Consider the following 24257-nt stretch of genomic DNA (forward strand, 5'->3'; position numbering starts at 1 on the left):
CTTGGACCGCAACACTGGTCACTGCCTCGTGGAACCCCCCGCCGTCATTAAAGTAAACGAGAACCGTCAGCACATGGCCTTCGTCCTCATCCGTGAGCGTATAAGTGGCCTCTTGCGCCCCTTCAAACTTCTCGCCCGAGCGCAACCATTGATAGCGCAGCGTGCCCAACCCGTCGCCATCGGCCAAGCCGCTTACATCTGCAGTCACCGTATCCCCCAGCGCAAATACCGCCGGATCGGCGTTGTCACTGACAAGCAGAACAGTCCCAGTCAGGTCGTGATTGCCATCGTCAATCGCCCACGTATCCAACGAAACCTGTGCCGTTGCAGTTTCAAACAGCGCGTCATTGACGACAACCGTGACGCCAACTTCCCACCCAACATGCGCGGAGGTCAAAGCGAAGGTATTGTCGGAGGTGGTCTCGACAATCACTCCATCCACTGTCCAAGCATAGCTAATGGTAAAGCGCGGATCGTCTGTGTCGATGCCTGTGAGCTCTGCCGTAAGCGTGTGACCTGCGATCTGCGCTCCTGTGAGTGTAACCGCGACATCCTCACTCAAGACCGGCTGAAAACTGCGGGCAAAGACGCCGACGTCGCTTCCATCCTGACCAAAGGAGATCCATGTGATCGCAAACCCGCCACCCTCTAGTGCGGCGATCTGTGGGAGGTATTGATTGCCTTCAGTATAGGTGTTGACCTGCGTCTCGTCGCCTTGCGTGCTGCCATCGGCATAATAGGCCTGCGCATAGAGGCCATAACTGCTGCCATCCTGACCATTGGACAGCCAAGTGATCACCCAGCCGCCACCCTCTAGTGCGGTTATCTGGGGGGAAACTTGTTGGTCGGTGGTGTGGGTGTTGACCAGCGTCTCGCCGCCAAGCGGGGAGCCATCGGCGTTATAAGCCTGTGAATAGACGCCGTTTAAGTCGCCATCCTGCCCCGTGGAGGTCCATGTGATCACCCAACCGCCATCCTCTAGCGCGGCGATCTGGGGCGCGAATTGTTCGCTTGTTGTATAGCTGTTGACCTGCGTCTCGCCGCCTTGGGCCGTTCCATCCGCGTCAAAGGCCTGTGCATAGATGCCGGAGCCGTCGCCATCCTGACCATCGGACCTCCATGAAATCACCCATCCGCCATCATTCAGCGCGGCGATCTGTTGGACGGTTTGGTTGCCAGCTGTGTAAGTATTAACCTGCGTCTCGCCGCCAAGCGGGGAGCCATCGGCGTTATAGGCCTGTGCATAGATGCCTAAATTGCTGCCATCCTGAATATTGGATTGCCAAGAGATCACCCATCCCCCATCGCTCAGACTGGCGATTTGAGCGTTGTATTGGTCTGAATACGTCTCGGTGTTGACTTGTGTTTCGGTGCCTTGAGGCGTGCCATCGTAGTTATAGGCCTGTGCATAGACGCCATAACCACCGCCACCGCCATCCTGAGGGCTATCCCATGTGATGACCCATCCACCATCGCTTAAGGCGGCGACCTGCTGGTAAGACTGAGCGCCTGCCGTCTCGGTGTTGACCCGTGTTTCGCCGCCAAACGCTTGACCATACGCGTTATAAGCCTGAGCATAGACGCCGTTACTGCTGCCATCTTGCCCAAAATCCCGCCATGTAATCACCCAGCTGCCACCGTAGAGTGCGGTGATCAGGGGGATGTTCTGGTTGCCGGCAGTAAAGGTATTGACCAGCGTCTCGCCGCCCTGCGTCGTGCCATCGGCGTTATAGGCCTGTGCATAGATGCCGTAGTTGTCGCCATCTTGGTCAAGGGACTGCCATGTGATCACCCATCCCCCATCGCTCAGAGCGGTGATCTGCTGATTGACTTGTTGGTTGTTGGTATTGGTATTGACCTGCGTTTCCAACACGGGCGTGATATCCACGTTGACCGCACCAAGGGCTTCAACCGTTCCACCGTCGTTGGCGGTCAAAGTGATCGACGCCGCATTGTTTCCGGTGACGTCCGCAGCACCCGTATACTGAATCGCCGTGGGGGTGTTCAGGAAGGAATCGATATCCGCCGGAAGGCCCGTCAGGATCAATGCGCCAGTGCCGCTGCCGGTCACGGTGACTGTGCCGCTAGAGGTCGCTTCCAGCGTACCGCTGTCCGCCGTGAGCGTCATAGCAAAACTCGCGCCCCCGCCAGCAACGGCAAAATGCACCGCCGACAAGTCCAGATCAGCCGCAATCCCTTCAAAAGCCGCCACATCCGAGGGCAGCCCCCAGTTCACGCTGCCATCGGCGTTATAGACCTGTGAATAGATACCGTTACTGCTGCCATCCTGCACATCGGACCTCCATGTGATCACCCAGCCGCCATCACTCAGGGCGCTGATCTCGGGGTCGGTCTGATCGCCTAGTGTGAAGGCATTAACCTGTGTCTCCACGCCTCGCGGCGTGCCGTCTGCATTATAGGCCTGTGCATAGACGCCGCTATCGCTGCCATCTTGCCCACGTGAAGCCCATATGACGACCCATCCGCCATCATTCAGCGCGGCGGTCTGGTGGCCGTACTGGTCACCAGCTGTGGAGGTATTGACCTGAGTCTCGATCCCTTGAGGCGAGCCATCAGCGTTATAGGCCTGTGAATATATGCCGTAAATGTCGCCATCCGGCGACGTCCATGTGACAACCCAACCGCCATCGCTCAGCGCGGTGATAGTTGGGAACTGTTGCTGTCCTGTTGTTTCGGTGTTGACCTGTACTTCGCCGCCTCGGGGCGTGCCATCGGCATTATAGGCCTGCGCATAGGCGCCGCGTAAGTCGCCGTCCTGATCAACGGACACCCATGTGATCACCCATCCACCATCACTCAGTGCGGTGACTTGGGGGGTATTCTGATCGCCTACTGTGTAGGTGTTGACCGGAACCTCGCCGCCTTGGGGCGTGCCATTGGCATTATAGGTCTGCGCATAGATGCCGTTTGACTCGCCATCCTGGCCACTGGACTCCCATGTAATCACCCAGCCACCATCACTCAGTGCGGCGATCTGTGGTTCGGTCTGGCCCAGTGTCGTGTAGGTGTTGACCTGTGTCTCGCCACCCTGCGTCGTGCCGTCGGCGTTATAGGCCTGTGCGTAGATGGCCGCCATCCTGACTAATGGACTGCCATGTGATCACCCAGCCGCCATCGCTCAGGGCCGTGATCTGTTGGTTGTACTGGGAGCTTGGCGTGTAGGTATTGACCCGTGTTTCGCTGCCTTGCGTGGTCCCATCGGCATTAAAGGCCTGTAAAAAGACACCAAAGCTGCCGCCATCTTGGCCAGTGGAGGTCCACGTAATCACCCATCCGCCATCGCTCAGTGCGGCGATCTCTGGGCTGAGCTGTTGGCCTGCTATATACGAGTTGACCTGTGTTTCAACGCCTTGTGCGGTACCATCGGCGTTATAGGCCTGCGAAAAGATGCCGTAAATGTCGCCATCCTGAGTATTGGACTGCCATGTGATCACCCAGCCGCCATCACTTAGGGCGGTGATTTTTTGCTTCTGCTGAGCGTTCGTTGTTTCGGTGTTGACCTGTGTTTCTGAATGAATGGACATAAAAATAGGGTACTCGCTTGTTTGAACTTGTGAAAAGAAATGTGGGGGAAATCGACGGCGCAATCAGGACGGGCCGCACCAAATGCACGCGATGCATTCGTGTTGAGGGGTGTCCATGCCTGCTGCCTAAAACGCCGATTTTAAATCATTTTTCGCCGCGTCAAGCGATGTCCCATGCTACGTGCGTAAACTATTTGTTAATCTTTTCAATCAGTTTCTCAAAAAGTAAAAAAGGCCAACCACCTCGTGGCCAATTTAGGGAACAAGGTATGGTGATGTTCGGTGCAGAACCACCAAGCGCCGCCAAGAATGAGCCACGGATTTGGAAGACGCATCACCCCAACTCAGAGAGGCAAAGCTTGCGCTCGGTCCCGCGTCGGTTGCTCAAACCACGGATCACCTTGCCACCTGCCTTGTTCCAGCGCGGCAATTCATGGCAGGCCCCCAGCAGATCGCCCGCATTCATTTTACGCATCAATGTGGAGCGACAAGCCGCACCGACGCCCACATTCCAAGACCAGGCCGTCATCGCAATCTTCGTGTTGACGGGGATCTCCACCGGCGATGCCAAACAGCGATCGAGCTGGCGCTCAAATTCAAGGAGCCCCTCGGCCAGCATCTCCGCGCATTGCGCATCGGAGTAGTAATCGCCCTGCCCCACACCACGCGTTTCGCCATGACACACCGTCCAGACCTTGCCGATATTGTCCCAATAGGCTTGGTTCTCTTTACCTTCCCAACCGCCGACAAAGCCAACAGCGCTCGCCAAAGCCACCGCACTGGCCGCAAGGATGCCCACGCCTTTTTTCTGGATCGCCCCGCCGCTGGCGCGTAGATACTCCGCCACCTTTTGGGCCAGCGCCTCCTGCTGCGTTACTCGCGCGCCCGAGCCCCCCGCCGACAGCAACGCCGCGATCATCAGATATTGCCAGCTTTCCAGCCCGAGATCCTCCGGCGCAAAATACTCCCACGCCGCGCCCGCCGCCATCGCCACTGCGCCAATGATGGCCAAAATTGCCGACCATGCGTTGGTCAAAACCTGCTTCCATTCTGGAATCAATCTCATATTCTTGCCTCGTTTCTGTTGTTTCAATTGGATTATTTGGGGAATACGCCAAGCGTCTTGAGCGCTGCATAGGCCGCACCAACCACAGCGATCAGCGAGGCCACCGCTTTGAGCGACGACATCATCCGGCGCTGGGTGCGATAGGCGAGAATGATCTCCTTGAGCGTCGTGCCCTCCTGCACCAAACGCCGCAGATCATCGCGCGCTGGCTTGTCTTGGAAAATTTCCGCCAGAGAATGCAACGCAAGACGCTCCATTTCCGTAAATTGCGCCAAGTAGGTTTTAGCAGGGCTTTGGCCCCGCTGGTCGCATAGGTCATCAGTCACATCGGCACTCCGTGTGTTCGGGCGCGCTCTAGCGCCAAGGTTGGTGTCAGGATAGATTTGGGGCGCCGGCAAGAGGCACGCCTAGAGCGTTTGCGCCTCGGCGACGGCCGTCGCGCTCTCGGCATAGGCCCAGTCGACGGCCTGCAGAACGTCATCGCATGTGGGGGCCGCCAGCATCCGCCGCTCGGCTTCCTGTCGGATGCCCTCGGTGCGCATCACCACCCAGTTTTCAAAGGCGACTTTTTGGCCAATCAGCGCCAGTTCGTCCGCCGTGGAGGTGCCGGAATATTTCACCGCCTGCTCCAAGGCCAATTGATCGGAGGCGCTCAGCGTGCCGGCAAGCGCGCGGTCATAGATCGCCCGTTTCAACAGCCATCTTTGGCGGGTTGTATCATCCGGATTGCCCAGAACCGCCCGCGCGACCGCTTCACTCTCCCCATAAAGCGCCGTGATAAAGGTGGCACGGAAGTCATTGATATCCGGCGCAATCACAAAGCCTTCAGGTAGAGAAATCCCTTCCGGTACCGCCGTCACTTCAAGCGTTACCGTCACCGATCGCAAGGGCCACGCCTGTTTGAGCGTCACCTCATAAATCCCGGGCTGGGCAAAGACGACCCGAGGGGCTGTGACGTTAAAACGCCCGTTCACATGGGTCGATTTGATCTCCAGCTCCAATGGATTGAGCGCGTCGACATCGGGCAAAATCACGCCAAACCAGCGGATCGCGAGGTCCGGAGGTGCCGGACGCGGCACCGGCTTGCCGTTGACAAAATACCATTCCTCGTCGCCATATTCCAAGGGGATCATCGCGTGATTTGCCGGCAAGTTGGCCATCATAGCCGAGATCGCGTCGGCCTGTGTTTCCCCAACTTCCAGACTTCGGCCCGCCGCGATGTCGTAAATTGTATACCGAATGTTATCCATCGGAAGTCCTCACTTTTTTGTCTGTGTGATTGCGAGATATCGCTGTTTTGCGGCTATGTAGGGACCGTAGCCCTCAACGGTGTAGGTGGTTGAACCGCCCGATGTATTTCCATCCTCATGAACCACATGCACCGTCGCGCTTTGGAGCGTGTTCGTTCCAGTGCCCGTTGGCGGAATGGTCACAGAAACCCCCGTGCGGATTTCCACGCCATCGCGCTTGATCTTGAAGGTCGCAATCCTTGCCGTCGGCCCAACCACACTCGTAATTGAACAGTTGAATTCAAGGATGGACGTGTAGCCCGCAACGCGGGTGATGGTTTTGCTGGCCACGGTGCTATAGCTGGTCGCGATCGCGGAGTCCCCAGAACTATAAGATCTCGCCGTCGTCGTGACCGCCGATCCCGCGATTTGCAACGTATCCACGGCGAGATTGCCGATCTTGGCGGTGGTGATCGCATTCCTCGATGAAATGTTATCTTCATTTTCTTTTTACAAACATTTTTGGGGATCAGTGATTATGGCTAGGCACAGAGTTTTCATCAACTATCATCCTGCCAACGATCAATGGGCAAAATACGAACTTCAGAAATGGAACCAACAAGGAAATTTGTTGGTAGATTTGTCCGTGAACAGTAAAGATGTCGATGACTCGCGGCCTACCGAAACTATTCGAAAAGTCATTCCAGACAACGCCCTTAGAGTTTCCAAGGTCACGATCGTTTTGGTTGGCATGTAAACTTGGGGACGCAGGCACGTGGATTGGGAGACTTACTCCAGTATGTTCGACGTATCTGTGAATAGAAAGTCAGGTTTACTCGTTGTGCAGCGACCTTCGGCGGACCCGAAATATATAAATGCAGCGCCTGAGATAGAGAAAAAGGCCATCTACCCCGAGTACACGAGTTGGACATTTTGAAGCGTGAACCATTTCAGGACGTGTTATGGCATCGTCTTTGCGCTTCTGACGTTATGGTCAATTTAGACACGCCAACATATTTTGACAGCAAGTGGACCCGTCAAGAAAACGGGTACGCAAAAGCGAAAGACAATCACGTGCTGAGGGTTATTTGACCTGAGCACAAACCAATTAGGATGACCAATCTTGCCGAAAAGGCGCTACGATCTGATCAGGCTCGAGCCCCAGTTCTGGTTTACGATCACATCGGTATTCGCGAAGCTTAGGGTGCCCATTTTCAATGGTTGAATGACCACATTGCAGCCGTTCGCTCGATTAAGGTATCAGAGGCGGCTTGATCATTGTCGGGTCGGGAGGCGTAATCTTGTCTGCTTCAATTTTCCTTTCCGCAGGGGTGCCTGATCCAAAACGTGGCCCAGAGCATGCAGCCACCGCAGACACAGTGGCCATTAATGCCGCCGTCTCTGCGCTTGTCCTCGTGACGCTTGGAGGGAGACCGTTGGATTGGGGCGGCCATCCTGCTATTACGCTCATGGTATTAGAAGTGGCAAAAAGCCTGGATGTCGATTACGGAAAGTGGGTCATGCGGGACCAATAGGGCTTTTTCAACGATGAATACCTTGAGGAAAACGAACTATTCAAAATCGTTGTTTACACGGACGGGGTCGACCGCAACTTGGAGGCAAGCCTGTAAGGAATGCGCCGTCGGATGTTGTCAGAGCATGAATTTAGCGACGCTGTATTCCTTGGTGGGATGGGCGGCATCCTAGAAGAATTTGACCTATTCAAAGAACTCCAGCCAAGAGCGTCTCTAGTACCAGTGATTTCAACGGGCGGCGCTGCAAAACTGTTAGCCGATCAACTGAGCAACGTCAGCAAGGATCGTTCTACGGGTTTGGGCTACGTTGCATTGCTCCACCGCCATCTTGATATTTCTACGCGGGAAAGGATAGCACTCCTGACGAGCAACCTTTAGTGCAGGAAGACCGTTTTTGGGGGAATGACGGCGTTAATGATTGAGGCTCTAAAAACTAGGGTCCTATAATGTCCGCTTTTCACTACTGAATTGGCTGCGGCGCTAGTGGAGCGAAGGTCTCCATTCCGCCCTTTTTGCCTGCGAGGCGAAGGGTTTAGCATCAAAGGCCTAGCGGTCCACGACAGTTGCCATTTCAAACTGGCGCCCGATCCCGTCGATCCATTTTCGCTGAACTTCTGTCCAAGGTCGTCTGTGTAAAATAGCATCTACTGCATGTCGCACGCGATCTATAGGGTGCTGGGGGATGACTTTAAGAGACATCGCACACTGTATTTTTGAGCATATCCGAGCTGGTAAAAACAAAGAGCTCGGGCTCCTCGCTCTACACATCGTTAAGCTATCGGCAAGAGGCGGCGCCTTGTTCTACGCCGCCACCTACTTTTATAGTTCCTAGGCGCTCAACTTGCAAAAATCGTGCTTTTCCACACGGTTTTCACGTACGGCCCAATCCGCGATGAACTGCCCCCTTTTGAAGCAGATGTTTACCAAGCGCGCCCCAAACCTTTAGACATGGTCCACACGTTAAATCTTTGCATCCTAGAGCTTTGGTAAACGCCCTTGGCCGAGGCCATGCCAGGAATTTCAATTCTTGATTTTTCGATCAACTGTTGCGATTTTTTAATCACTGGATCAATTGCATATTTCAGGCGCAGCGCCTCTTGCTGCCAGTTCTGCTTGCCCATGTTCTCAAAGTTGAAATCCATGATGCTCGAATGGTCCTGAATCGAGACATAATAACAGCCCAAGATTGGGCAGGTCTCAAAGAGCTTTAGGTCGAATTCCTTGGCAGCGATAAGCTCGTTGGCCGCCTCCATTTCTCGGACGTCAGCAACAAAATCGGCCAGCTGGTTTAACAAAACAGCGACGGTTTCGCATGCCCCGGCCACCGTGTTTGTGGCAGCGCCACCATCGATTAGGAGGCCAAGACCTTTCGCAGCGAATGCGCCGGAGTGGATGCCGGCTTTTCTTGCTTTGTAACTGATTTGTCGGTCCAAAATTTGACTGATTGCCGTCAGAGCTTCGGAGGGGTCCCCCATGCGGATAGAGGGGCGAATCTTCATCATTTTTTCCGCGCTATCGATGGTTTTAATAACGTCATTCCAACCAAGTACAGCTTTTCCACCGGATGTAACCAGGCCAAAAAGTGGCGCCGCACTGATCGCGAATTCTTGGGCACTTGAACCGAACACGGCTCCGATGATCTCTTTTTTGGGGCCGTCGGAAATACCTGTGGTTATCAACTCGATCGTGTCCTCGATCTTACTTGCAAGGCTGCCAAACTTTTTAGTCGCTTTGGCTGCCTTATAGCTAACACCAGCTGAAGACTTAGCAACCGCTTCCGTTTTCGACCAGAAATCATCTTTTTTGGCTCGGGCCACGCCAAAAACGCTGTGTTTCAGTTCCAGCTTCTTCCCATCGAACATCTTCGCCTTGGCCGCGTTTTGGAGCTTGCGGATCTCGTTCTTGGCGAAAAAGTCTTCCCACTCATCCCCCAAACTATCAAAACTTACCTCAGAACCTAAAACGTTAAGCTGCTTGTAGAGGTCCGCCACCGCGCCTTTAGAATTCCTGACGCTTTTGTGCCAATTCTGTTTCTTTGAGTTCTGTGCATTTATCCAGCTGACCAGCGCAAATTTTGCCTGAGATTCATTTCGGACCATCAATGCTTGATCAATCGCTTTGAGCGCAGCACTCCGTGGACTCGTTAACGAATATGTATTCTTTATCCAATCGGCGTGCGACATAATCAATGCCATATTTCCTCCTAAACGTTTTAATTCTAAAGATTAGACGCTCCATTTTTTAAGAATTTTGCAGCCTAAAACTGAAGGAGTTCTGCATTTTCGGGCGGGAAATGGGTCGCTGACATGTCAATATGTAATTATTCATACTGTTTGGTTCTGTTGTGTCAAGGTGATGAATACTCTGAGATTTTTAGACACCTTATTTGAACAGCTTAGGCGAAGCCAACAGCAGAGTCTCCGGCGGCATTTGGATCAAAGAGGACACCAACGCACCAGCCCTTGGTTTGCGAATGACAAACAGGCAGGTCTACGCAAATAGGCACAACGACAAGGCTGTAGATCGATACTTTGCCGCCATTCGTTATTGCGAAAACAAAACGCAAGGAAAAGACTTCAGCAGCGTCACGGTCGAAGATCTCTGCAAGGAGCGGAACGATTTAAAACGGCGCGCACGCGCAGATGCAGAGGATCAATTATGGTGGATTACGGCACGCATTCCATGCGGCGAACAAAAGTCACCCAGATTTACAAGAAAACGGGCATCCGGCGCGCCGTTCAGCTCTTGCTAGACAAACCAAAATGGGCAGCACTATTTGATTTCACGACCTGCCCACCACAGGCGATCATCGATCATGAAAAGGACTACGCTATCTTTTTTCTCTGAGCGATCGAAAGCGATGCCGAGGACAGCGGTGTTCGTCCGCGCCCACTTTCGGGTTAGGTCTTCGCACTCACTTCGAGACCCATCTGTTTGCGCTCGGCACTCCAGAAATTTTTCACTTTGGGCCGCTTGAATGTTCGCATTATCGCGGGGAGTTATACCGAAATATGTTGGCCTTGAAAAAGCCATTCCCTCGACGGAAATTGTGGCTGAGCCAGCGTGGGTAATTCCGCCACCCATATCGTGTAGGAGTATGTATCCTCCGGTAGAAAACGGTCCTTCATCGTCGTCGGCGGGGGTTTCAACAAGAAAACCACACGCGCTTGGCGCATGCCAAAGCACATAACGATCTGTGTTTACTGTTTTAGAATTAGTTTCCCAAAGAGAAATATTTCCTTGCTCGGGACTCTCCTGAACATTCGCCAACCTCAGTCTGGGATATTCGTCCCCGCAGGTCTTTTGAATGCCAAAGGGAAAGTAGGGTTCCATTCGCAAAACTATACTCTTCGCAAAACGGGTATCTGGATAAAGGTCGGAATTATCTAGAGGTGCTTCTTTGGCGGGAGCTTCGGCCGCGTTTGGAACGCAAGCGCTCAGCACAGCCACGGCGATCACGGTCAGGGAGAGTCTTGCCCAAACTCCACGCGACCAAAGTATCCTCAACATAATGTCCCCCAACAAATTTATTCGCAAAAATCGTAAATATCAAATAACCGGCCCTAAAAATACTCCTAATCGATTTAGTCTCAATAAGGATGGTTCCGCATCGATTTTTGTTAGCTTAATTCCGTTCGGACCTGCGGCGGTCTTGCAGTTTATAGCGAAGGCCCATAATCCGCCTTTGACGCTAATGCGAGGAAAATGCCAGCTCGATTCTTGTTTTTACGTTGCTGGAAAAGTGTGGCATTCAAGCGGTATAGAAAAATAATCCGGCAAATATATCAACGATCAATTTACGAAACTTTTCGCAACTCAATGAAATAATTGGCAAAACGTTGCCTCTCCTCCGCTCTACTTTGATTTTATTTGAAGAAACCTGACAAGTGCTGTTCGTATTTGTGCTGTTCCTCCGCTCCTGTCTGGTTTTGTTGAATTCTTTCGGGTTGGCTTGGGCGCGATCCTTCTGAACCATCGTCAACACCTCACCTATAGTGCCGATTATCATGCCGAGGGGCCAATACCGTAAAGGCGTTCCAACCGCGCGTTGGGGCAAGCACAAGACTGCTCGCCCTCCCCAAACAGTTCCAAATTTACGAGACCAGTGATCTGACCATCTCAACGAACCGCAACACAGGTTCGGTTCACTTACGACCGCAATGATGCCGACGGGGTACCCCTAAGTTTTCCCAACCTCATCATCACAACAATTCCTGTGTTCCTAGGCGGCTCTGAGCTCAAATCGGAAGTGGTGATTAGTTTGGCATTCCGTTAAATTGTATGAATGCCGTATTCAACTTATGCCATTTTCTTCAGCTTTTCTGCCTTGGATAATACATCAATTGACCCTGCCGCATATGAAGAGATGGCCAATGCTGTTATTTGATATTTGGACGCTTGGGCTCGGCCTCATTTTCGCGATATTTACTATTAGTGTTTTGATCAGCGACGGCGCCATTCCAAAGAGATTTCGACCGTCAAGTCGTTGGTGTTTAGTCCGCACAGCAGGACTTGGCGTAGGTTGCAGCGAATGTGCGCCTTCCGACCAAGTGAACACGTCTACTTCCAGTAGAGACCGACATTCACCTCTAGCGAGATACTGCACGGTAGTTCTACCGCAAGCGAAGATTCACCAAGTGGCGAACGAAATAAGGGAAAAAATCGTAATTACGTTTGGTGAAATAATTTTGAAATGAACGAAATTCAATCCTGCCCCGCCATGAAACGTGCCCGCATTTACCCATAATTACTCGATACGTTGCAAACGATGCGTATATTGCAGCAGCAAAATTGCTGGCCGACACAAGAAATCCACCCCGCCAAAATTTATCAAACTTGCGACCAACAGCTCCCAAAAACATCTGAAGGCTTGTAATGGCGACCTTCCCTTTATATAGATCAATGGGTTATGGATGGTGAAAGGTCATTGTTTTCATTTCTAATATTCAATCCTGTCTTCGAAGCTGGGCCACACGGGTTGAACTCTTAGAGTTTTTACACTTCGTCAAAAAAGAACAGAATACGAGCCGAGTTTAAGGACGCATAGTGAAGAAATTTTTACGCATAGTTGACCTCAACGATTGATTTGGCGTGCTGCTTCTCATGCTTGCTCCTGGACTAACCGTAGCGTTCCTCAATTTGCTGTCCCCATGGATCAATCTATTGCCGGTTCAGTCGGCAGCAAAGGCGAGAACGTGGCTTTCAAAATTTGATGCAGATTATGCGACAGTACAGCAGTATTACTCGGCAGAATTGGCGGAAAACTTTGTCCTGAATGAGGCGAACCTTATTGTCGTGATGATTGCCGTGACATTGAGCTTTACTTTGCTCAAATTTGCCCGACCTGGCGCTGATTTACCCTCCCCTGCAATGAAGGCACGTGGGAAACCGCCGATAAAAATCATTCCAGTAATGATAATAATGAATGCGCTTACAATTCATTTCGTGTTTTTTAACGAAGCCACATTTTACATAGAGCCAAGTAACCTTCGTATTTCCTTCACGCCTGGTATCTGGGGATTTATTCTCATGAGCCTCATGGTAAGTGGCTGCGGGTTTTTCTTATATATGGCAGTCACAATTTTTTTCCTAATGCTGAGTAAATGGGATTAGTGCGCTTGCCTGCCTAAGGTTTAGCACGCGCCTTGAAATTCAAAAAAACTGGTACTTAAAAGTATCTTCGATAAAGCACTGAATTAAGAGTTTCTTCAGGCGCTGTTGTCCCAAATGCAAACGCGTTCGGTCCAAGAATAACATTCTGCTAAACAGCTCTAAAGTCGCCTTCGGGCTCTGCCGCTGAATTCGCTACGCCAAACACGAACGGCTGTAATTTCAGTCCCAATGACAACGACTGTCGTTGGCAACGCAGGCAAGTGCTGGTCACGCAACGTTTTTCGGGATTCGACCGCAAATGGGCGCAACGGCAGGCATCATTTAGCTCTTTGAGCCCGGTGTGCAGCATCACCGCATGGCCGGTTTGAGCGCAAACTGCTGTCCCGACTGCAAGCTTTACCCACCATCTTTCATTCTGAAGCCATTAGGCAGGCTGTGGTCTTACTAGAATAGTCGGAAAGTTGTATGCTTTAAGAGCAGGAACTCAAAGAGGTGGAGCATTTGGAAGCGAGAAACAATCTGCCAGACATTGCACGCGGGTCACTCATTCTGTTGGTTGTTTGGGGACATCTGCTTGAGAGTGAGGGCTATGGCGGCAGTCTTTATTTTGCAATCTATACGTTTCACATCCCTGCTTTTGCGATGATCAGCGGCATGATGTCCAAGTCGAGCATGGATGCGAGAGGCTTGTTCAAAATTTGTAGGCGGCTACTCGTGCCTCTCCTCATTTTCCAAGTGGTCTACTTTATTGCGCTTGGATATTTCGCACCGGAAAGGGTAACCAACTTTTTATCGCCGGTTTGGATAGTCTGGTTTCTGTTCAGTCTGTTTATCTGGAAACTTCTATTGCCACTGGCAGTAAAACTACCATATCCACTCCTTCTCAGCGTCGCTTTCGCGTTAGCCGCAGGGTTTATTGACGAAATTGGATTGGAATTCGGCATGTCCAGAACTCTGGTTTTCTTTCCCGCATTCATATTTGGGCATCTATATGGCAAACGAATTTTTAGAGCCGTGCCGCAATACCGCGTTCCCCTCTGCATTCTGTTCGTCTCAATATTTTTGGTCGCTGTTTTCGTTTCTGACTACATTTCAATACGGTTGCTGTGGGGTTCCCATCCGTATTCGAATTTACCGCTCCACACACCTGGCATCGGTTACCGTGCGGTTATGATTGCCGTCGGGATCATTGCATCAATATCATTCCTTGCCATGCTGCCAACGCGTTCCAGACCATTGGCGTTGTTGGGCCAAGAGACAATGCCCGTCTATCTTTTGCACGGCCTCCCAGTCATGCTCTTTTGGGCCGGTGGGTTTCAGATGGATACCAGCTTCTTGTTTCTATCTGTCACGGCTTTGTTGTCATTGGTTATTTCGTTCTCGATTGCAATTTCTAGCATGTTGTCTTCGCGAGAATAATCCTTCCTGAGACAATTTGGCTAAAGGCAGCTTTGTCCGGAGGGTGTGTGAATTGACAAACTCATTCTTGCTGCGTCTTTCATGAATGGCTGGTTTTCCCGCTGCGCAGCAGTATCAGATTTCTCGCTCACGCGGCATTTCTCGTGCTGCGAACGCATGCAACGCAAAAATTCAATTCACAGTATGGGCCCAAAGCATGCGTAATTGGGCTACCCTCTGCTCTGAGGTCGAGCTCCCGATAAGATCACAGGATGATGTGAACAAGGGAGATGAGAAATGGAATATTTTGCCGGAATAGACGTATCGCTGCGATCCTGTGCGGTTTGCATTGTTGATGGCAAGGGTGCGGTGCAGCTTGAACGCGAGCTACCGTGTGAGATCAAGGACATAGCGGAATGCCTTGCCGCGTTTCCCTATCCGATTGAACGGGTAGGCTTTGAGGCGGGCACTCTGAGCCAACATCTGCTTTTTGGATTGAAGACAGAAGGTTTTAACGTCGTGTGTATGGAAGCACGTCAGGTCAATGCAGCGCTGTCGGCAATGCGGAACAAAACAGACAAGAATGATGCACGTGGCATCGCTCAAGTCCTGCGCACCGGTTGGTTTAGTCCGGTGCATATGAAGAGCCGAGAGGCGCACGGTGTGCGTGCTTTGCTCAGCACACGCAAGGCATTGCTGAAGAAAACGATGGATCTTGCCAACGAAGTCCGTGGGTTGCTGAAAATCTTCGGCATTCGTCTTCCGATGACCGTAAAGCACGGCGGCTTTGGCGGTGTCGTCAGACCGTTGATCGAGATGGATGACGTTCTGACACATGCGTGCAGCGGTGCCATCAAGGCATCAACTAGACTGCAAAGAGAAGCTTGACCCAGATGAGCGACGCGCCAATGGCCACTAGCGACTTCATATATCTATTGGCCTCAATTCGGGAGATCGGCCTTCAAGTCGAGATAATCCTGCCGTCCTCAACATGCACGGTGACCAATAATAATATTGGTCACCGCATTTTTTGATTATACTTCAGCCAATCGCTGCGCGCATTCTTCCGCAACTCCTGGTGTTGGCTCATCACTTCCCGAGAAGGTCGCCCAACCAGCGTCCTCCAGTAAATTGTCCCTTTTGTAGCTTGATTCAGCCAAAAGCTCCGTCATGTTGGCAGTTGCCTGAGAGTCGGCTTGGAAGTTTTTAACGCAAATCGGCGCCAGAGCGGCGACGACCGCAGCAGACGTTTCGGTCGCACTTTGCTCAGCGGCGGTGCTGCCCAAAGTCCAGCCACCCCAACCAAATCCGACACCTATTGCGACAACTGCACCAAGGCCGAAGCCCTGTAATAGTCGTGTAAGTGACTCGCCTTGGATCGCTGCTGGAAGTTCCATGTAATATACCTTTCGTCCGATTTCTCGGATCATCTGGAGAAGCAGCCGTAAAGCGTGCCAAACCAAATTTATTTGGAATTAGTCATGCGTGCCAGATACGACATCGCATCTCCAAACGCCTACCGCGAATGCTCGACAAAGTACACCACAGCGCGATTTTCGGAAAAATTGTTTAAGATACTGTTTCAAACGGAGCCAGCCATGATGCTGCGTGATGCACGAATGGCTGGTTTAGAAAAGCTGCGTCGCGGCATAAGATCTACTTGTGACAATGGTGCAGGTTTCAGCCCTCCTTCGAGATCATTGATTAGGGCTTTGCAAAGGGCGATTTCTGCGCATAGCAGACCTTGATGCCGAGTGCAGCGAATGGCGGCTCACCGCCCTTATTGGCGAATGCTGCACTTGAACATCGGGCCTCTAACGGGCCACGGCTGACCCAGAGCATGGCTAACTATGCTGCGGAGTGAAATGGTCACCTAAATCCATACATTTTGATTAGGGATTTTCGCCTCAACTTCCCGTTTGGGTTTAGCGGCAATTCCTTCACGGTTCGAAAAACCTTGGGTACTTTGTAAGACGCAAGAAATTCAGCACAATGGCTTGTTAGGTCGGCTTCAGTTAAGTCCAACTCATCCGAAGTTACAAAGGCGGCAATAACGGACAGGTCTTTACGAATTGGAAGCTCTACCGCTGCGGCACCCGTTATCTTGGGATGGCGCATGAGGGCGTCTTCGATCTCTTGGGGCGCTACCCTGTATCCAAGGGCGTTCATCTGATCATCTGATCGGCCCTCAAAAAAAATGTAATCATCGCTGTCCATTACGCCGAGATCCCCAGTTAGGAACCATTCGCCGCGCATGGTCGCCTCAGTCTCTTGCGCGTTTTGCCAATACCCAATCATCAGGCCCGGGTCTGAGCGATGAATAGCAATGAGGCCGGTATCGCCCCTTGGAACAGCGTTTTCACCTTCATCAATTGGCAAAAGTGCAACTCTTCTCCCCTTTTGGGGGCGGCCGGCTTTAGCCGACTTGCTTGGGAACGCAGGAGAGGAGGATATAAATGTCGAGCATTCTGTCATACCCAGCGCGCCATAAACCGGCTTTCCAGTGCGAGAGACCCATTCCTGTTGTAGTGAAGCCGCCATTGTCTCACCCGCGGACAATCCATGCCGCAATCCGGAAAACCCGCTCAAATCAGCCTTCGACTTGAGTAATTGACGGTAGACGCCTGGAGCTGCGGCGAAAATCGTCGCCCCAAAGGTATTCACCAAATTTGGCCAAACGCTTGGGTCTCGGGGACCCGCATAAATCAGCGAAGAGGCCCCCGCGGCCCATGGGTCCATAAGCCCTGCCCCAAGGGTGTAGCTCCAGTTAAACGCGCCTGCATGTAGCATCGTATCTTCTTGGGTTAAGCCATACCAACCTTCCCACATCATCCTTCGGGCAAAGGCCGCCCGATGCGCATGTGCGACACCTTTTGGACGACCAGAAGAACCGGATGTGTAAACGATGTAAGCAAGATCATCCGCTTGGGTTACTGCGAAATCTTGCAGCGGATCCGCAATCATTTTATTTGGCGCAAAGGATCTTATTCCCGAGACTTCGATTGCATTTTGTTCAGAACAGATCAAGAGAACGGCAGCTGTGTCTTTGACAATGAACTGCAATTCAATCTGGCTCAGAGACACCGAAGTTGGGACTGGGATAGCCCCAAGCGCTGCGGCCCCCAAAAATAAAATTGGGAAATCGGTTGAGTGTCCTATTCTCAGGACAACACGATCGCCGCGTGTCACGCCATGTGCCGCCAGGCCAGCAGCGGCAACCATCACTGCGGTCTTTAGGTCGGAATAGGTTACTATTTCAGGATATTGATCATCTCCCGACACCACAACTCTTAGGGCCACTTTGTTTGGGGTTTTATCTGCTGCTGCGAGCGTGTGTGCAGCAAGATTAAAGAACTCTGGAACCACGGGGTGTGGCCCGAAATCACATTCGGATAGAGTTGTGCATTGCAACGGCGCCATTGTACAGCGTTCCCATTCTTTTTCCAAACAAAGTCAAACCCAGCCATAATGCACTTAGCAGCGTTGTAGGGAAGCTCTGAAATTTATATATGCAAGTGTATCAACAGGCCGCCATTTTCGGAGTGTTTCTCAGAAGTTCGACCAGGAAGGGTTCCCATTCTGGGCAGTTTGCGTTTGCTGGATGTCATGGAAAGTGCTGGAACCAAATTTCTCATACAATGACAATATAGGCGTGTCTTTCTTGGCGACCTTCCGTAAAGGGAGACTCCGCAAAACCTTCGAGCAATCAACCTGCGAGTAAAGCCTTTTGAACCGTTTCATCCCAACCGAGGTATAGGTTATTTTGGTCTCGTATCACTGGGCGAGCCATTACCTTGGGTTTGGTCGAGATTTGAGCTTCCGCTTCGGACGCTTTCAGCCAGTCGTTGAGCCCCCGATAGTCATTGGACTTTCGGTCCACCAACCTATCTCCAAACTCCGCAATCAGTTCAGCCAATTCAACTTGGTCCAAGGGCTCCGCTCGAATATCGCGAAAATCAACCTCTTTACCGTCGGCTTCTAGTGCTTCGCGGGCCTTCTGGCAGATCGAGCAGGTGTTTAAACCGTAGATAATCATGTCGCTAACTCCTTGGGTGTTGTTTTCCAAACTCGTAGATTAGCTCCCCTAACGCAACCATACCATTCTGCACGGAGTTAAGAACGGCCTAATGCCGCCGTTTTATAAAGCTGCGGAGAACGGCGGTGAGAGCCCATAGCAGACGCGTTCATCGACCCTCCGGTGTTGTTATTCGACCCACTGATGATGAAACCAGATTATCGGCCAGCGCGGCTATGTGCTCCGTCGAAGATCCACAACATCCCCCGAGATAGGCTGTGCCAAACTGAGCATGCAGCGAAGCGAGGTTTTTTCCGAAATCATCAGGAGCTTCAGTATCAATCTCTACCAAACCTTCGAGTTCTTCCGGAGTCTTGGCTGATGTGTTTGCATCTATGCCGAGTATTCGGTCTGCTGCGTTTGGATTTCGATCACGGACCGCTGTATAGGCGGCGGAAAACACGGATGTGTGCACGCAATTTACGGAATAATTCGCTGGTGCGTAACGCGATTCTTCGTCAATCGTTTCGATCGCGATTTCAAGAGGTGTGCCATCGAGTATTGTGCCGTCTCGGCGGATCACGAAGCTTAGAACGTAAGGCAGCCCCGTCGTCTCGATCGCTTTGGCAATCCCACGCGCTTCGTCAAAACTCGGAAGAGTTTGCACCTTAAAGAAGTCAACTCCAGCCAGCGCGATCTCTTCGATCTGGGGTTTGTGAATATCGACCGCATTTTTGGTATCCGGTGCGTCTTCAGGCAAATATCCATCGCCAAATGGTCCTGTTATTCCCGCAATCAATATCGGGGCCGCATTCGGTCCGTAGGTATCGCGTAACTCTGTCATGAAACGGCAAGCTTCGGCGTTTACTGTTTTTCCGGCGTGCAGGGATTTTGCAACGCGAACCGCTCCCGCACGCCAAGTTGGTGTACCTGCGACCAATCGAGCTCAAAGACTCTCCGCGCTGCCATCGATCCCACATCTCCGACTTCTGCGTCTCTGTATAAAACGTCCGTGTGCGATACTTCATCATAAACACTCCATCTTTCCAAAAAGATTAAAGTGTTGCGTCGACCGATTGAAATCACCCCGCATAGCAGACCTCTGTGCTACCCGTCACCGTTTGTGGCCACCGCGTTATACGAGTTAAGAATAAAAAACGCAAAATGGCCAGTACGGACGACTTTCTGCCACCTAAAGCTGATCCAGTAGCGCCTCGCCAGTTGAGCAGGCTATCTCAAGTCCTGGCTCGACGTTCAGGATCGTAATGACACCATTCTCGACAAGCATAGAAAAGCGCCGTGATCGGTTCAAAAGCCCAGTCTCTGGGTTCGAAAAAGTCAGGTTAAACGCTTCTGTGAAAGCCGCGCTGGAATCTGCCAGCATCCGCACTCCGGCGTCATGAGCACCGGTGGACTCGCCCCAGGCACGCATAACGAAGGGGTCGTTGACACAGAGGATCACTACGTCGTCCAGTCCATTTTCCTTCAGGGCCTCCGTCGAAGCGATTACCGACGGTAAATGCACCGTGCTGCACCCTCGAGTGAAAGCACCTGGCATCGAGAAAACCGCCACGCGTTTATCAGCAAAAACCTCTTCTGTCGTTACCTCATATGGCCCTTCGGCGCCAAAGATTTGGAATGTCGCTTCTGGCACTTTGTCGCCCATCGATATAGTCACTTACCGTCCTCCAGTTTGTCTTTATCTTGAACACACATAATACTTATCTTCCGACTGACAATCACCTTCGCGAAGTTAGCATTGAGCAACGCTACCTTTGGTGTCCAAAACGACCCGAAGGATTGCTCTGGCCGCACAAAAGTCAGCTTTCGGCCCTGAGGTATCGCGAACCGCGCCATAGTTTTGCACGTGAAAATGTCAGAGCGCATTTGGTGTACTATCGCGTTATAGCCTTAAAATTTTGGATGTCCGGTATAGTCCGGATTTTGTGCTCAGAGCCCGCTTTTCTCGTCGGTCTGTAGTGAACCCACACTATCATTGCATTTTTCCATAACGCACGAAAAATGACTCAATGGCCTAGTTGACCTACATTCAGCCCAATGAAAGAGTAAACGCGTGTTTGGAGGAAACGATGATCGGTTATTTCACGCTTATATTGGTCTGCCAACTGCTGGGAGAACTTGTTGCTGGTACGCTTTCCCTCTCAATTCCGGGCCCCGTTCTTGGGATGTTGTTTCTCTTCCTTTTGCTTTTATTTCGAGGAGAAGTTCCCAAAGGCTTAGGAAAGACCGCAGATGGGTTGCTGCGAGCGATGTCGCTGCTTTTTGTACCTGCTGGTACAGGCGTGATGATGCATTTCAAGCTGCTCGGCGACGCGTTGCTGCCCTTGAGCGCTGCCCTTGTCGTGAGCACGGTTATGACCATCATTGTGACAGCCCTTATGATGCGGTGGCTTAATCGGTCGAACCCAGATGCATAGTCTTCAAGAAACTTGGGTTTACTTAAATGCATCGCCACTTTTTCATCTGACGTTGACTCTTGTCGCGTTTCAGTTGGCAAGTTGGATGTTTGAAAAAGGCGGCCGCAACCCCTTGCTCAATCCCGTATTGGGCGCCGTTATTCTGGTCGTTTCGGTTTTGTATATTAGCGGAACGGACTACGGCACCTATTTTGAAGGGGCGCAATTCGTTCATTTTTTGCTCGGGCCGGCGACGGTGTCACTGGCAATTCCGTTATACCGGCATTGGCATAAGGTGCGCAGATCGGCCCTGGCCATTGGAGTGAGCCTTTTAACGGGATCGTTGGTTGCGATCCTCACATCTGTGGGCACCGCATGGGCCTTTGGGGGCTCGGAGGTTTTGCTTGCCTCGATCGCGCCAAAATCCGCGACCGCACCGGTAGCAATGGCTATTTCACAGGAATTGGGCGGCCTCCCGTCACTCACTGCGGTGATGGTGATCGTTTCGGGGATTTTGGGAGCAATGTTCGGTCCCATGCTGCTCAATCTGATCGGCGTCAAGGACTGGAGCGCCCGTGGCTTGGCCATAGGCACCGCCAGCCACGGCATAGGGACAGCGCGGGCATTTCAGGTCAATGAAACGGCGGGGGCGTTCTCGGGGCTCGCCATGGGCCTCAACGCCGTGGCGACAGCTTTGCTTGTGCCAATCCTTTGGGGGCTCTTGTTTTGAAGAGAACGGGCTTTGCATTCTTCTTGCTGCCATAACTTGCCCGATGACATGGAGCGCCTTAGTGGAATTGCTGTTTAGAACTATGGCGCTTTATGGCGCCCAAAGAGAACAGCACAGGCAGGGTGTGCGGTAGGTTCACGGGGTTTCGGCTAGGATTTGCCGTTCGTCTGTGTCGATAGCTTGGTTATGGGGCCGGCTCCAAGTCTGCGATCGAAGCTTATCTGTCGACGGGACTCACAGTCATGTTGGAGCCACCAACATCAAACCTGGCACTTCATTGACGAGCTTTGGTTCAACTTCATTAAAGTAGTTAAAATTTACTAACGCCAGCCGTGCGTGCTCGCGTGTCGGCGCTTCTGCGCGGGTGCCTTCGCCATTAAAGATCGCGTCTAGGATGGCGCGATGCTGCCGTTGGGCATATCGCAGTGAATCTTGGAAATCAGGGATCATGGCCTGATCACTCAGAAATGCAGAGGGCGATGCCAACGGCAAAAGGCTTATGCGTTCGATTTCACGCTGGACAATCTGACTGGCTGGAAACCTTGCCAAAAGATCGTAAAACCGAGCGTTTTGTTTGACGTATTGAGCGAAGTCCAGATCACACGTTCCGTTAAGCGCGGTATCTATTTTGTCCAGAGCATCCTCCGCCTGTGCCAACAAGTCAGCTGTCACACCACGTTCTGCGGCCAATCGCGCCGCGGCACCTTCAATCATACCACGCACTTCAATGGCGTCGGCAATGTCGTCTTTGGTAAAGGTTGCAACTCGGCAGCCCCTGGTCTGAATGCGCTCCAGCAGACCTTCGGCCACCAACCTGTCCATGGCTTGCCTAAGCGGCGCACGGGATATTTCCAGCTTTTTAGCTAAGGCGACTTCCGATAACCGTTGCCCTTTGGAGAAGCTTCCCCCCAAGATCAGCGACCTCAATCCAAGGAGCGCTGTGTCGAGTCGGCTAAGATGTCCCTTTGTCATGCTTCGCCCTCAGAAGTTTTGCGCAATTCCAAGCGCCAAAATGGCCACTGTATACAGATATTCGGGAATACAAGTGATTCGGGCAAAATGATTTTCGGCAATCGCATTTCAGTCCAAAAAATTTTGCAGAAATGTATACATATCGATCATTCACCGCCTTTCGAAAACTTTTTTCGGGGGTTTAATAGGGCCCTTTTATGACCAGCGTTTCTGCTCCCCCTCCCCCCAAAAAAAGTTGAGACTTATCAAAGCAAACGGCTCGCGGTTTCCCTTTTAAAACATGCGGTACTGTCCATACGGTAACGGGTCTCTGAATGCTCAGAGGTATAGCGAAGATCACGTTCAGGCAGGAGTCATCTTCGCTTGAAGACTGCGAAGAGATAAACCGCATCCCAAAAAGACCCTCTTGATCGAAGTGGCTCTACGCCTATGGTTATCTTCAGGAGCGGGGGATAGGGAGCGCTTATGAAACCTGGGGAGGAGCCTAGCTTCATATTATTGCGCGTCACGGACCAAGTTCTGAAAAATAAATGCGAGTCACATGGCAAAAGACATTGGGCCGCATGAAATTCCTTGGGAGGGAAGCATGACGAATACTCTGAACCGCAGAAAATTTCTGCGCGGCTCTGCCGTTGTAGGCGCCGCCGCATTGGCCACACCAGCTATTGCCGACGGCCACGGCACAACATTGAAGATGCAAGCTGCCTGGGGCGGCGGTATTTTCCTTGAGAACGCTCAATCCTTCGCCGCTCGTGTAAACGAGATGTCCGGTGGCTCACTGACAATCGACGTTCTATCAGTCGACTCAGTTGTAAAAACAAGCCAGATGCAAGACGCGGTTCACCGCGGCGTTCTGGACGCGGCGCACTATGTGCCTGCTTATTGGTACGGTAAGTCCAAAGCGGCATCGTTGTTCGGCACCGGCCCATGCTTTGGTTGGTCCAGCCAAGAAGTTCTGGGTTGGGTTCACGCAGGCGGAGGCCAAGAGCTGTTTGACGAACTAATGTCTGAACTGCGCCTAAACGTTGTGTCTTTCTTCAACTCTCCAATGCCAGCGCAACCTTTGGGTTGGTTCAAAGAAGAAATTAAAGACGCAAGCCAAATGAGCGGCCTGAAGTACCGTACTGTTGGTTTGGCTGCTGACGTTCTCTTGGAAATGGGCATGTCTGTTGTGCAACTTCCAGGCGGCGAAATTCAGCCCGCAATGAAGTCCGGCCTGATTGACGCGGCTGAGTTTAACAACCCAACATCTGACCGTGACTTTGGGATGCAAGACGTGTCCAAGCACTACCATTTGGCTTCTTATCACCAGAGCCAAGAGTTCTTTGAAGTTACGATCAACAAAGATAAGTTTAATGCGCTATCACCTGAGCATCAGGCAATCATCAAGAACGCATCCATGGCTGAAAATTCCGGCTTTTACTGGGGCAATACCAAGCGTTACTCCGATGACCTTCTGAAATTGCAAGAAGCTGACGGAGTAAACGTCTACCGCACGCCTGACAGCGTGATGGAAGCGCAGCTTGCGGCTTGGGACAAAGTGACGGACCGTCTTGCCGAATCCGACCCCTTCTTCGCGAAGGTGATGGAGTCGCAGAAGGCCTACGCCAAAGACGTGATGAACTACCTGAACTTGAACCAGCCTGACTACAAGCTGGCCTACAAGCATTACTTCGGTTGATCTGACCGTTCGTGAAGACAAAGTCCTCGGGCGCAAAACACGTCCGGGGACACAAA

At 51.8% G+C, this 24257-nt stretch carries 21 protein-coding genes and 2 pseudogenes; 9 read left to right on the forward strand and 14 right to left on the reverse strand.

The window, feature by feature from the left end; translation table 11 throughout:
- The 6 genes from AB9F26_RS20550 to AB9F26_RS20575 form a co-directional block, all read right to left on the reverse strand.
- The coding region (locus AB9F26_RS20550) for a beta strand repeat-containing protein (RefSeq protein WP_369768960.1) at positions 1–3097 on the reverse strand (3097 nt) is incomplete at its 3' end.
- Entirely contained in the window at positions 3069–3545 is a 477-nt protein-coding gene (locus tag AB9F26_RS20555; RefSeq protein ID WP_369768961.1) for a hypothetical protein, read from the reverse strand. The genes AB9F26_RS20555 and AB9F26_RS20550, both read right to left, overlap by 29 nt.
- Positions 3546–3879: 334 nt before the next feature.
- Positions 3880–4611 (reverse strand): lysozyme, encoded by a 732-nt coding sequence (locus tag AB9F26_RS20560; protein ID WP_369768962.1) that lies wholly within the window; start codon positions 4609–4611, stop codon positions 3880–3882.
- A 32-nt stretch (positions 4612–4643) separates the two neighbouring features.
- Positions 4644–4937 (reverse strand): hypothetical protein, encoded by a 294-nt coding sequence (locus AB9F26_RS20565; protein WP_369768963.1) that lies wholly within the window; start codon positions 4935–4937, stop codon positions 4644–4646.
- Between the two features lie 81 nt (positions 4938–5018).
- The gene (locus tag AB9F26_RS20570; RefSeq protein WP_369768964.1) at positions 5019–5861 is read right to left on the reverse strand and encodes a hypothetical protein; all 843 of its coding nucleotides are present in this window, start codon (positions 5859–5861) and stop codon (positions 5019–5021) included.
- 9 nt (positions 5862–5870) lie between these two features.
- Entirely contained in the window at positions 5871–6284 is a 414-nt protein-coding gene (locus AB9F26_RS20575; protein ID WP_369768965.1) for a hypothetical protein, read from the reverse strand.
- A gap of 94 nt (positions 6285–6378) precedes the next feature.
- On the opposite strand from AB9F26_RS20575, the gene AB9F26_RS20580 reads away from it, so the two are divergent.
- Both AB9F26_RS20580 and AB9F26_RS20585 read left to right on the forward strand, forming a co-directional pair.
- Positions 6379–6597: a TIR domain-containing protein gene (locus AB9F26_RS20580; RefSeq protein WP_369768966.1), complete on the forward strand. Its 219-nt coding sequence runs from the start codon at positions 6379–6381 to the stop codon at positions 6595–6597.
- Between the two features lie 658 nt (positions 6598–7255).
- Positions 7256–7753, forward strand: a pseudogene (locus AB9F26_RS20585) (hypothetical protein).
- Positions 7754–8295: 542 nt separating this feature from the next.
- On the opposite strand, the gene AB9F26_RS20590 reads toward AB9F26_RS20585, so the two are convergent.
- Positions 8296–9570, reverse strand: coding sequence for a hypothetical protein (locus AB9F26_RS20590; RefSeq protein ID WP_369768967.1), 1275 nt, complete (start codon positions 9568–9570; stop codon positions 8296–8298).
- Between the two features lie 472 nt (positions 9571–10042).
- Between AB9F26_RS20590 and AB9F26_RS20595 the strand changes: the two are divergent.
- Positions 10043–10155: pseudogene (locus AB9F26_RS20595) on the forward strand (integrase); the annotation flags it as partial.
- On the opposite strand, the gene AB9F26_RS20600 reads toward AB9F26_RS20595, so the two are convergent.
- Positions 10148–10885 carry a hypothetical protein gene (locus AB9F26_RS20600; protein WP_369768968.1) on the reverse strand — a complete coding sequence of 246 codons (738 nt, stop codon included), beginning with the start codon at positions 10883–10885 and terminating at the stop codon, positions 10148–10150. The pseudogene AB9F26_RS20595 and the gene AB9F26_RS20600 sit on opposite strands and share 8 nt — an antisense overlap.
- 1581 nt (positions 10886–12466) lie before the next feature.
- Between AB9F26_RS20600 and AB9F26_RS20605 the strand changes: the two genes are divergently transcribed.
- The 3 genes from AB9F26_RS20605 (at position 12467) to AB9F26_RS20615 (ending at position 15274) form a co-directional block, all read left to right on the forward strand.
- The gene (locus AB9F26_RS20605; RefSeq protein ID WP_335586737.1) at positions 12467–12988 is read left to right on the forward strand and encodes a hypothetical protein; all 522 of its coding nucleotides are present in this window, start codon (positions 12467–12469) and stop codon (positions 12986–12988) included.
- 501 nt (positions 12989–13489) lie between these two features.
- On the forward strand, positions 13490–14407 hold the full coding sequence (locus AB9F26_RS20610) for an acyltransferase family protein (RefSeq protein ID WP_335586738.1): 918 nt from the start codon (positions 13490–13492) through the stop codon (positions 14405–14407).
- Between the two features lie 276 nt (positions 14408–14683).
- Positions 14684–15274, forward strand: coding sequence for a transposase (locus AB9F26_RS20615; RefSeq protein WP_335586739.1), 591 nt, complete (start codon positions 14684–14686; stop codon positions 15272–15274).
- Between the two features lie 146 nt (positions 15275–15420).
- On the opposite strand, the gene AB9F26_RS20620 is transcribed toward AB9F26_RS20615, so the two are convergent.
- The 5 genes from AB9F26_RS20620 to AB9F26_RS20640 all read right to left on the reverse strand — a co-directional run bounded on the left by AB9F26_RS20620 (position 15421) and on the right by AB9F26_RS20640 (position 20079).
- Positions 15421–15783 (reverse strand): hypothetical protein, encoded by a 363-nt coding sequence (locus AB9F26_RS20620; RefSeq protein WP_335586740.1) that lies wholly within the window; start codon positions 15781–15783, stop codon positions 15421–15423.
- A gap of 472 nt (positions 15784–16255) precedes the next feature.
- Positions 16256–17806, reverse strand: coding sequence for an AMP-binding protein (locus AB9F26_RS20625; RefSeq protein ID WP_369768969.1), 1551 nt, complete (start codon positions 17804–17806; stop codon positions 16256–16258).
- A 286-nt stretch (positions 17807–18092) separates the two neighbouring features.
- Positions 18093–18422, reverse strand: a complete 330-nt coding sequence (locus tag AB9F26_RS20630) for an ArsC/Spx/MgsR family protein (protein WP_335585093.1) — start codon at positions 18420–18422, stop codon at positions 18093–18095.
- A gap of 148 nt (positions 18423–18570) precedes the next feature.
- The gene (locus AB9F26_RS20635) at positions 18571–19341 is read right to left on the reverse strand and encodes a homocysteine S-methyltransferase family protein (protein ID WP_335585092.1); all 771 of its coding nucleotides are present in this window, start codon (positions 19339–19341) and stop codon (positions 18571–18573) included.
- A gap of 252 nt (positions 19342–19593) precedes the next feature.
- Positions 19594–20079, reverse strand: coding sequence for a peroxiredoxin (locus AB9F26_RS20640; RefSeq protein ID WP_335585091.1), 486 nt, complete (start codon positions 20077–20079; stop codon positions 19594–19596).
- Between the two features lie 412 nt (positions 20080–20491).
- On the opposite strand from AB9F26_RS20640, the gene AB9F26_RS20645 reads away from it, so the two are divergent.
- Both AB9F26_RS20645 and AB9F26_RS20650 read left to right on the forward strand, forming a co-directional pair.
- On the forward strand, positions 20492–20839 hold the full coding sequence (locus tag AB9F26_RS20645) for a CidA/LrgA family protein (RefSeq protein WP_335585090.1): 348 nt from the start codon (positions 20492–20494) through the stop codon (positions 20837–20839).
- Entirely contained in the window at positions 20832–21548 is a 717-nt protein-coding gene (locus tag AB9F26_RS20650; protein ID WP_369768970.1) for an LrgB family protein, read from the forward strand. Before AB9F26_RS20645 ends, AB9F26_RS20650 begins: the two co-directional genes overlap by 8 nt.
- Before the next feature lie 240 nt (positions 21549–21788).
- Here the strand turns inward: AB9F26_RS20650 and AB9F26_RS20655 are convergent, their stop codons facing one another.
- A complete protein-coding gene (locus AB9F26_RS20655; protein WP_369768971.1) occupies positions 21789–22520 on the reverse strand; it encodes a GntR family transcriptional regulator in 732 nt (243 codons plus the stop codon).
- Positions 22521–23106: 586 nt separating this feature from the next.
- On the opposite strand from AB9F26_RS20655, the gene AB9F26_RS20660 reads away from it, so the two are divergent.
- On the forward strand, positions 23107–24201 hold the full coding sequence (locus tag AB9F26_RS20660) for a TRAP transporter substrate-binding protein (RefSeq protein ID WP_335585087.1): 1095 nt from the start codon (positions 23107–23109) through the stop codon (positions 24199–24201).
- Positions 24202–24257 lie beyond the last annotated feature (56 nt).

It is taken from the genome of Falsihalocynthiibacter sp. BN13B15 (assembly GCF_041205415.1).
GTDB lineage: Bacteria > Pseudomonadota > Alphaproteobacteria > Rhodobacterales > Rhodobacteraceae > Falsihalocynthiibacter > Falsihalocynthiibacter arcticus.

What these genes read in the sequence shown, in the direction of transcription:
- AB9F26_RS20620 (WP_335586740.1), bottom strand. Translation starts at nt 15,783, where the DNA reads ATGGAACTTCCAGCAGCGATCCAAGGCGAGTCACTTACACGACTATTA.
- AB9F26_RS20625 (WP_369768969.1), bottom strand. Translation starts at nt 17,806, where the DNA reads ATGGCGCCGTTGCAATGCACAACTCTATCCGAATGTGATTTCGGGCCA.
- AB9F26_RS20645 (WP_335585090.1), top strand. Translation starts at nt 20,492, where the DNA reads ATGATCGGTTATTTCACGCTTATATTGGTCTGCCAACTGCTGGGAGAA.
- AB9F26_RS20660 (WP_335585087.1), top strand. Translation starts at nt 23,107, where the DNA reads ATGACGAATACTCTGAACCGCAGAAAATTTCTGCGCGGCTCTGCCGTT.
- AB9F26_RS20570 (WP_369768964.1), bottom strand. Translation starts at nt 5,861, where the DNA reads ATGGATAACATTCGGTATACAATTTACGACATCGCGGCGGGCCGAAGT.
- AB9F26_RS20655 (WP_369768971.1), bottom strand. Translation starts at nt 22,520, where the DNA reads ATGACAAAGGGACATCTTAGCCGACTCGACACAGCGCTCCTTGGATTG.
- AB9F26_RS20560 (WP_369768962.1), bottom strand. Translation starts at nt 4,611, where the DNA reads ATGAGATTGATTCCAGAATGGAAGCAGGTTTTGACCAACGCATGGTCG.
- AB9F26_RS20650 (WP_369768970.1), top strand. Translation starts at nt 20,832, where the DNA reads ATGCATAGTCTTCAAGAAACTTGGGTTTACTTAAATGCATCGCCACTT.
- AB9F26_RS20590 (WP_369768967.1), bottom strand. Translation starts at nt 9,570, where the DNA reads ATGGCATTGATTATGTCGCACGCCGATTGGATAAAGAATACATATTCG.
- AB9F26_RS20600 (WP_369768968.1), bottom strand. Translation starts at nt 10,885, where the DNA reads ATGTTGAGGATACTTTGGTCGCGTGGAGTTTGGGCAAGACTCTCCCTG.
- AB9F26_RS20580 (WP_369768966.1), top strand. Translation starts at nt 6,379, where the DNA reads ATGGCTAGGCACAGAGTTTTCATCAACTATCATCCTGCCAACGATCAA.
- AB9F26_RS20615 (WP_335586739.1), top strand. Translation starts at nt 14,684, where the DNA reads ATGGAATATTTTGCCGGAATAGACGTATCGCTGCGATCCTGTGCGGTT.
- AB9F26_RS20630 (WP_335585093.1), bottom strand. Translation starts at nt 18,422, where the DNA reads ATGATTATCTACGGTTTAAACACCTGCTCGATCTGCCAGAAGGCCCGC.
- AB9F26_RS20555 (WP_369768961.1), bottom strand. Translation starts at nt 3,545, where the DNA reads ATGTCCATTCATTCAGAAACACAGGTCAACACCGAAACAACGAACGCT.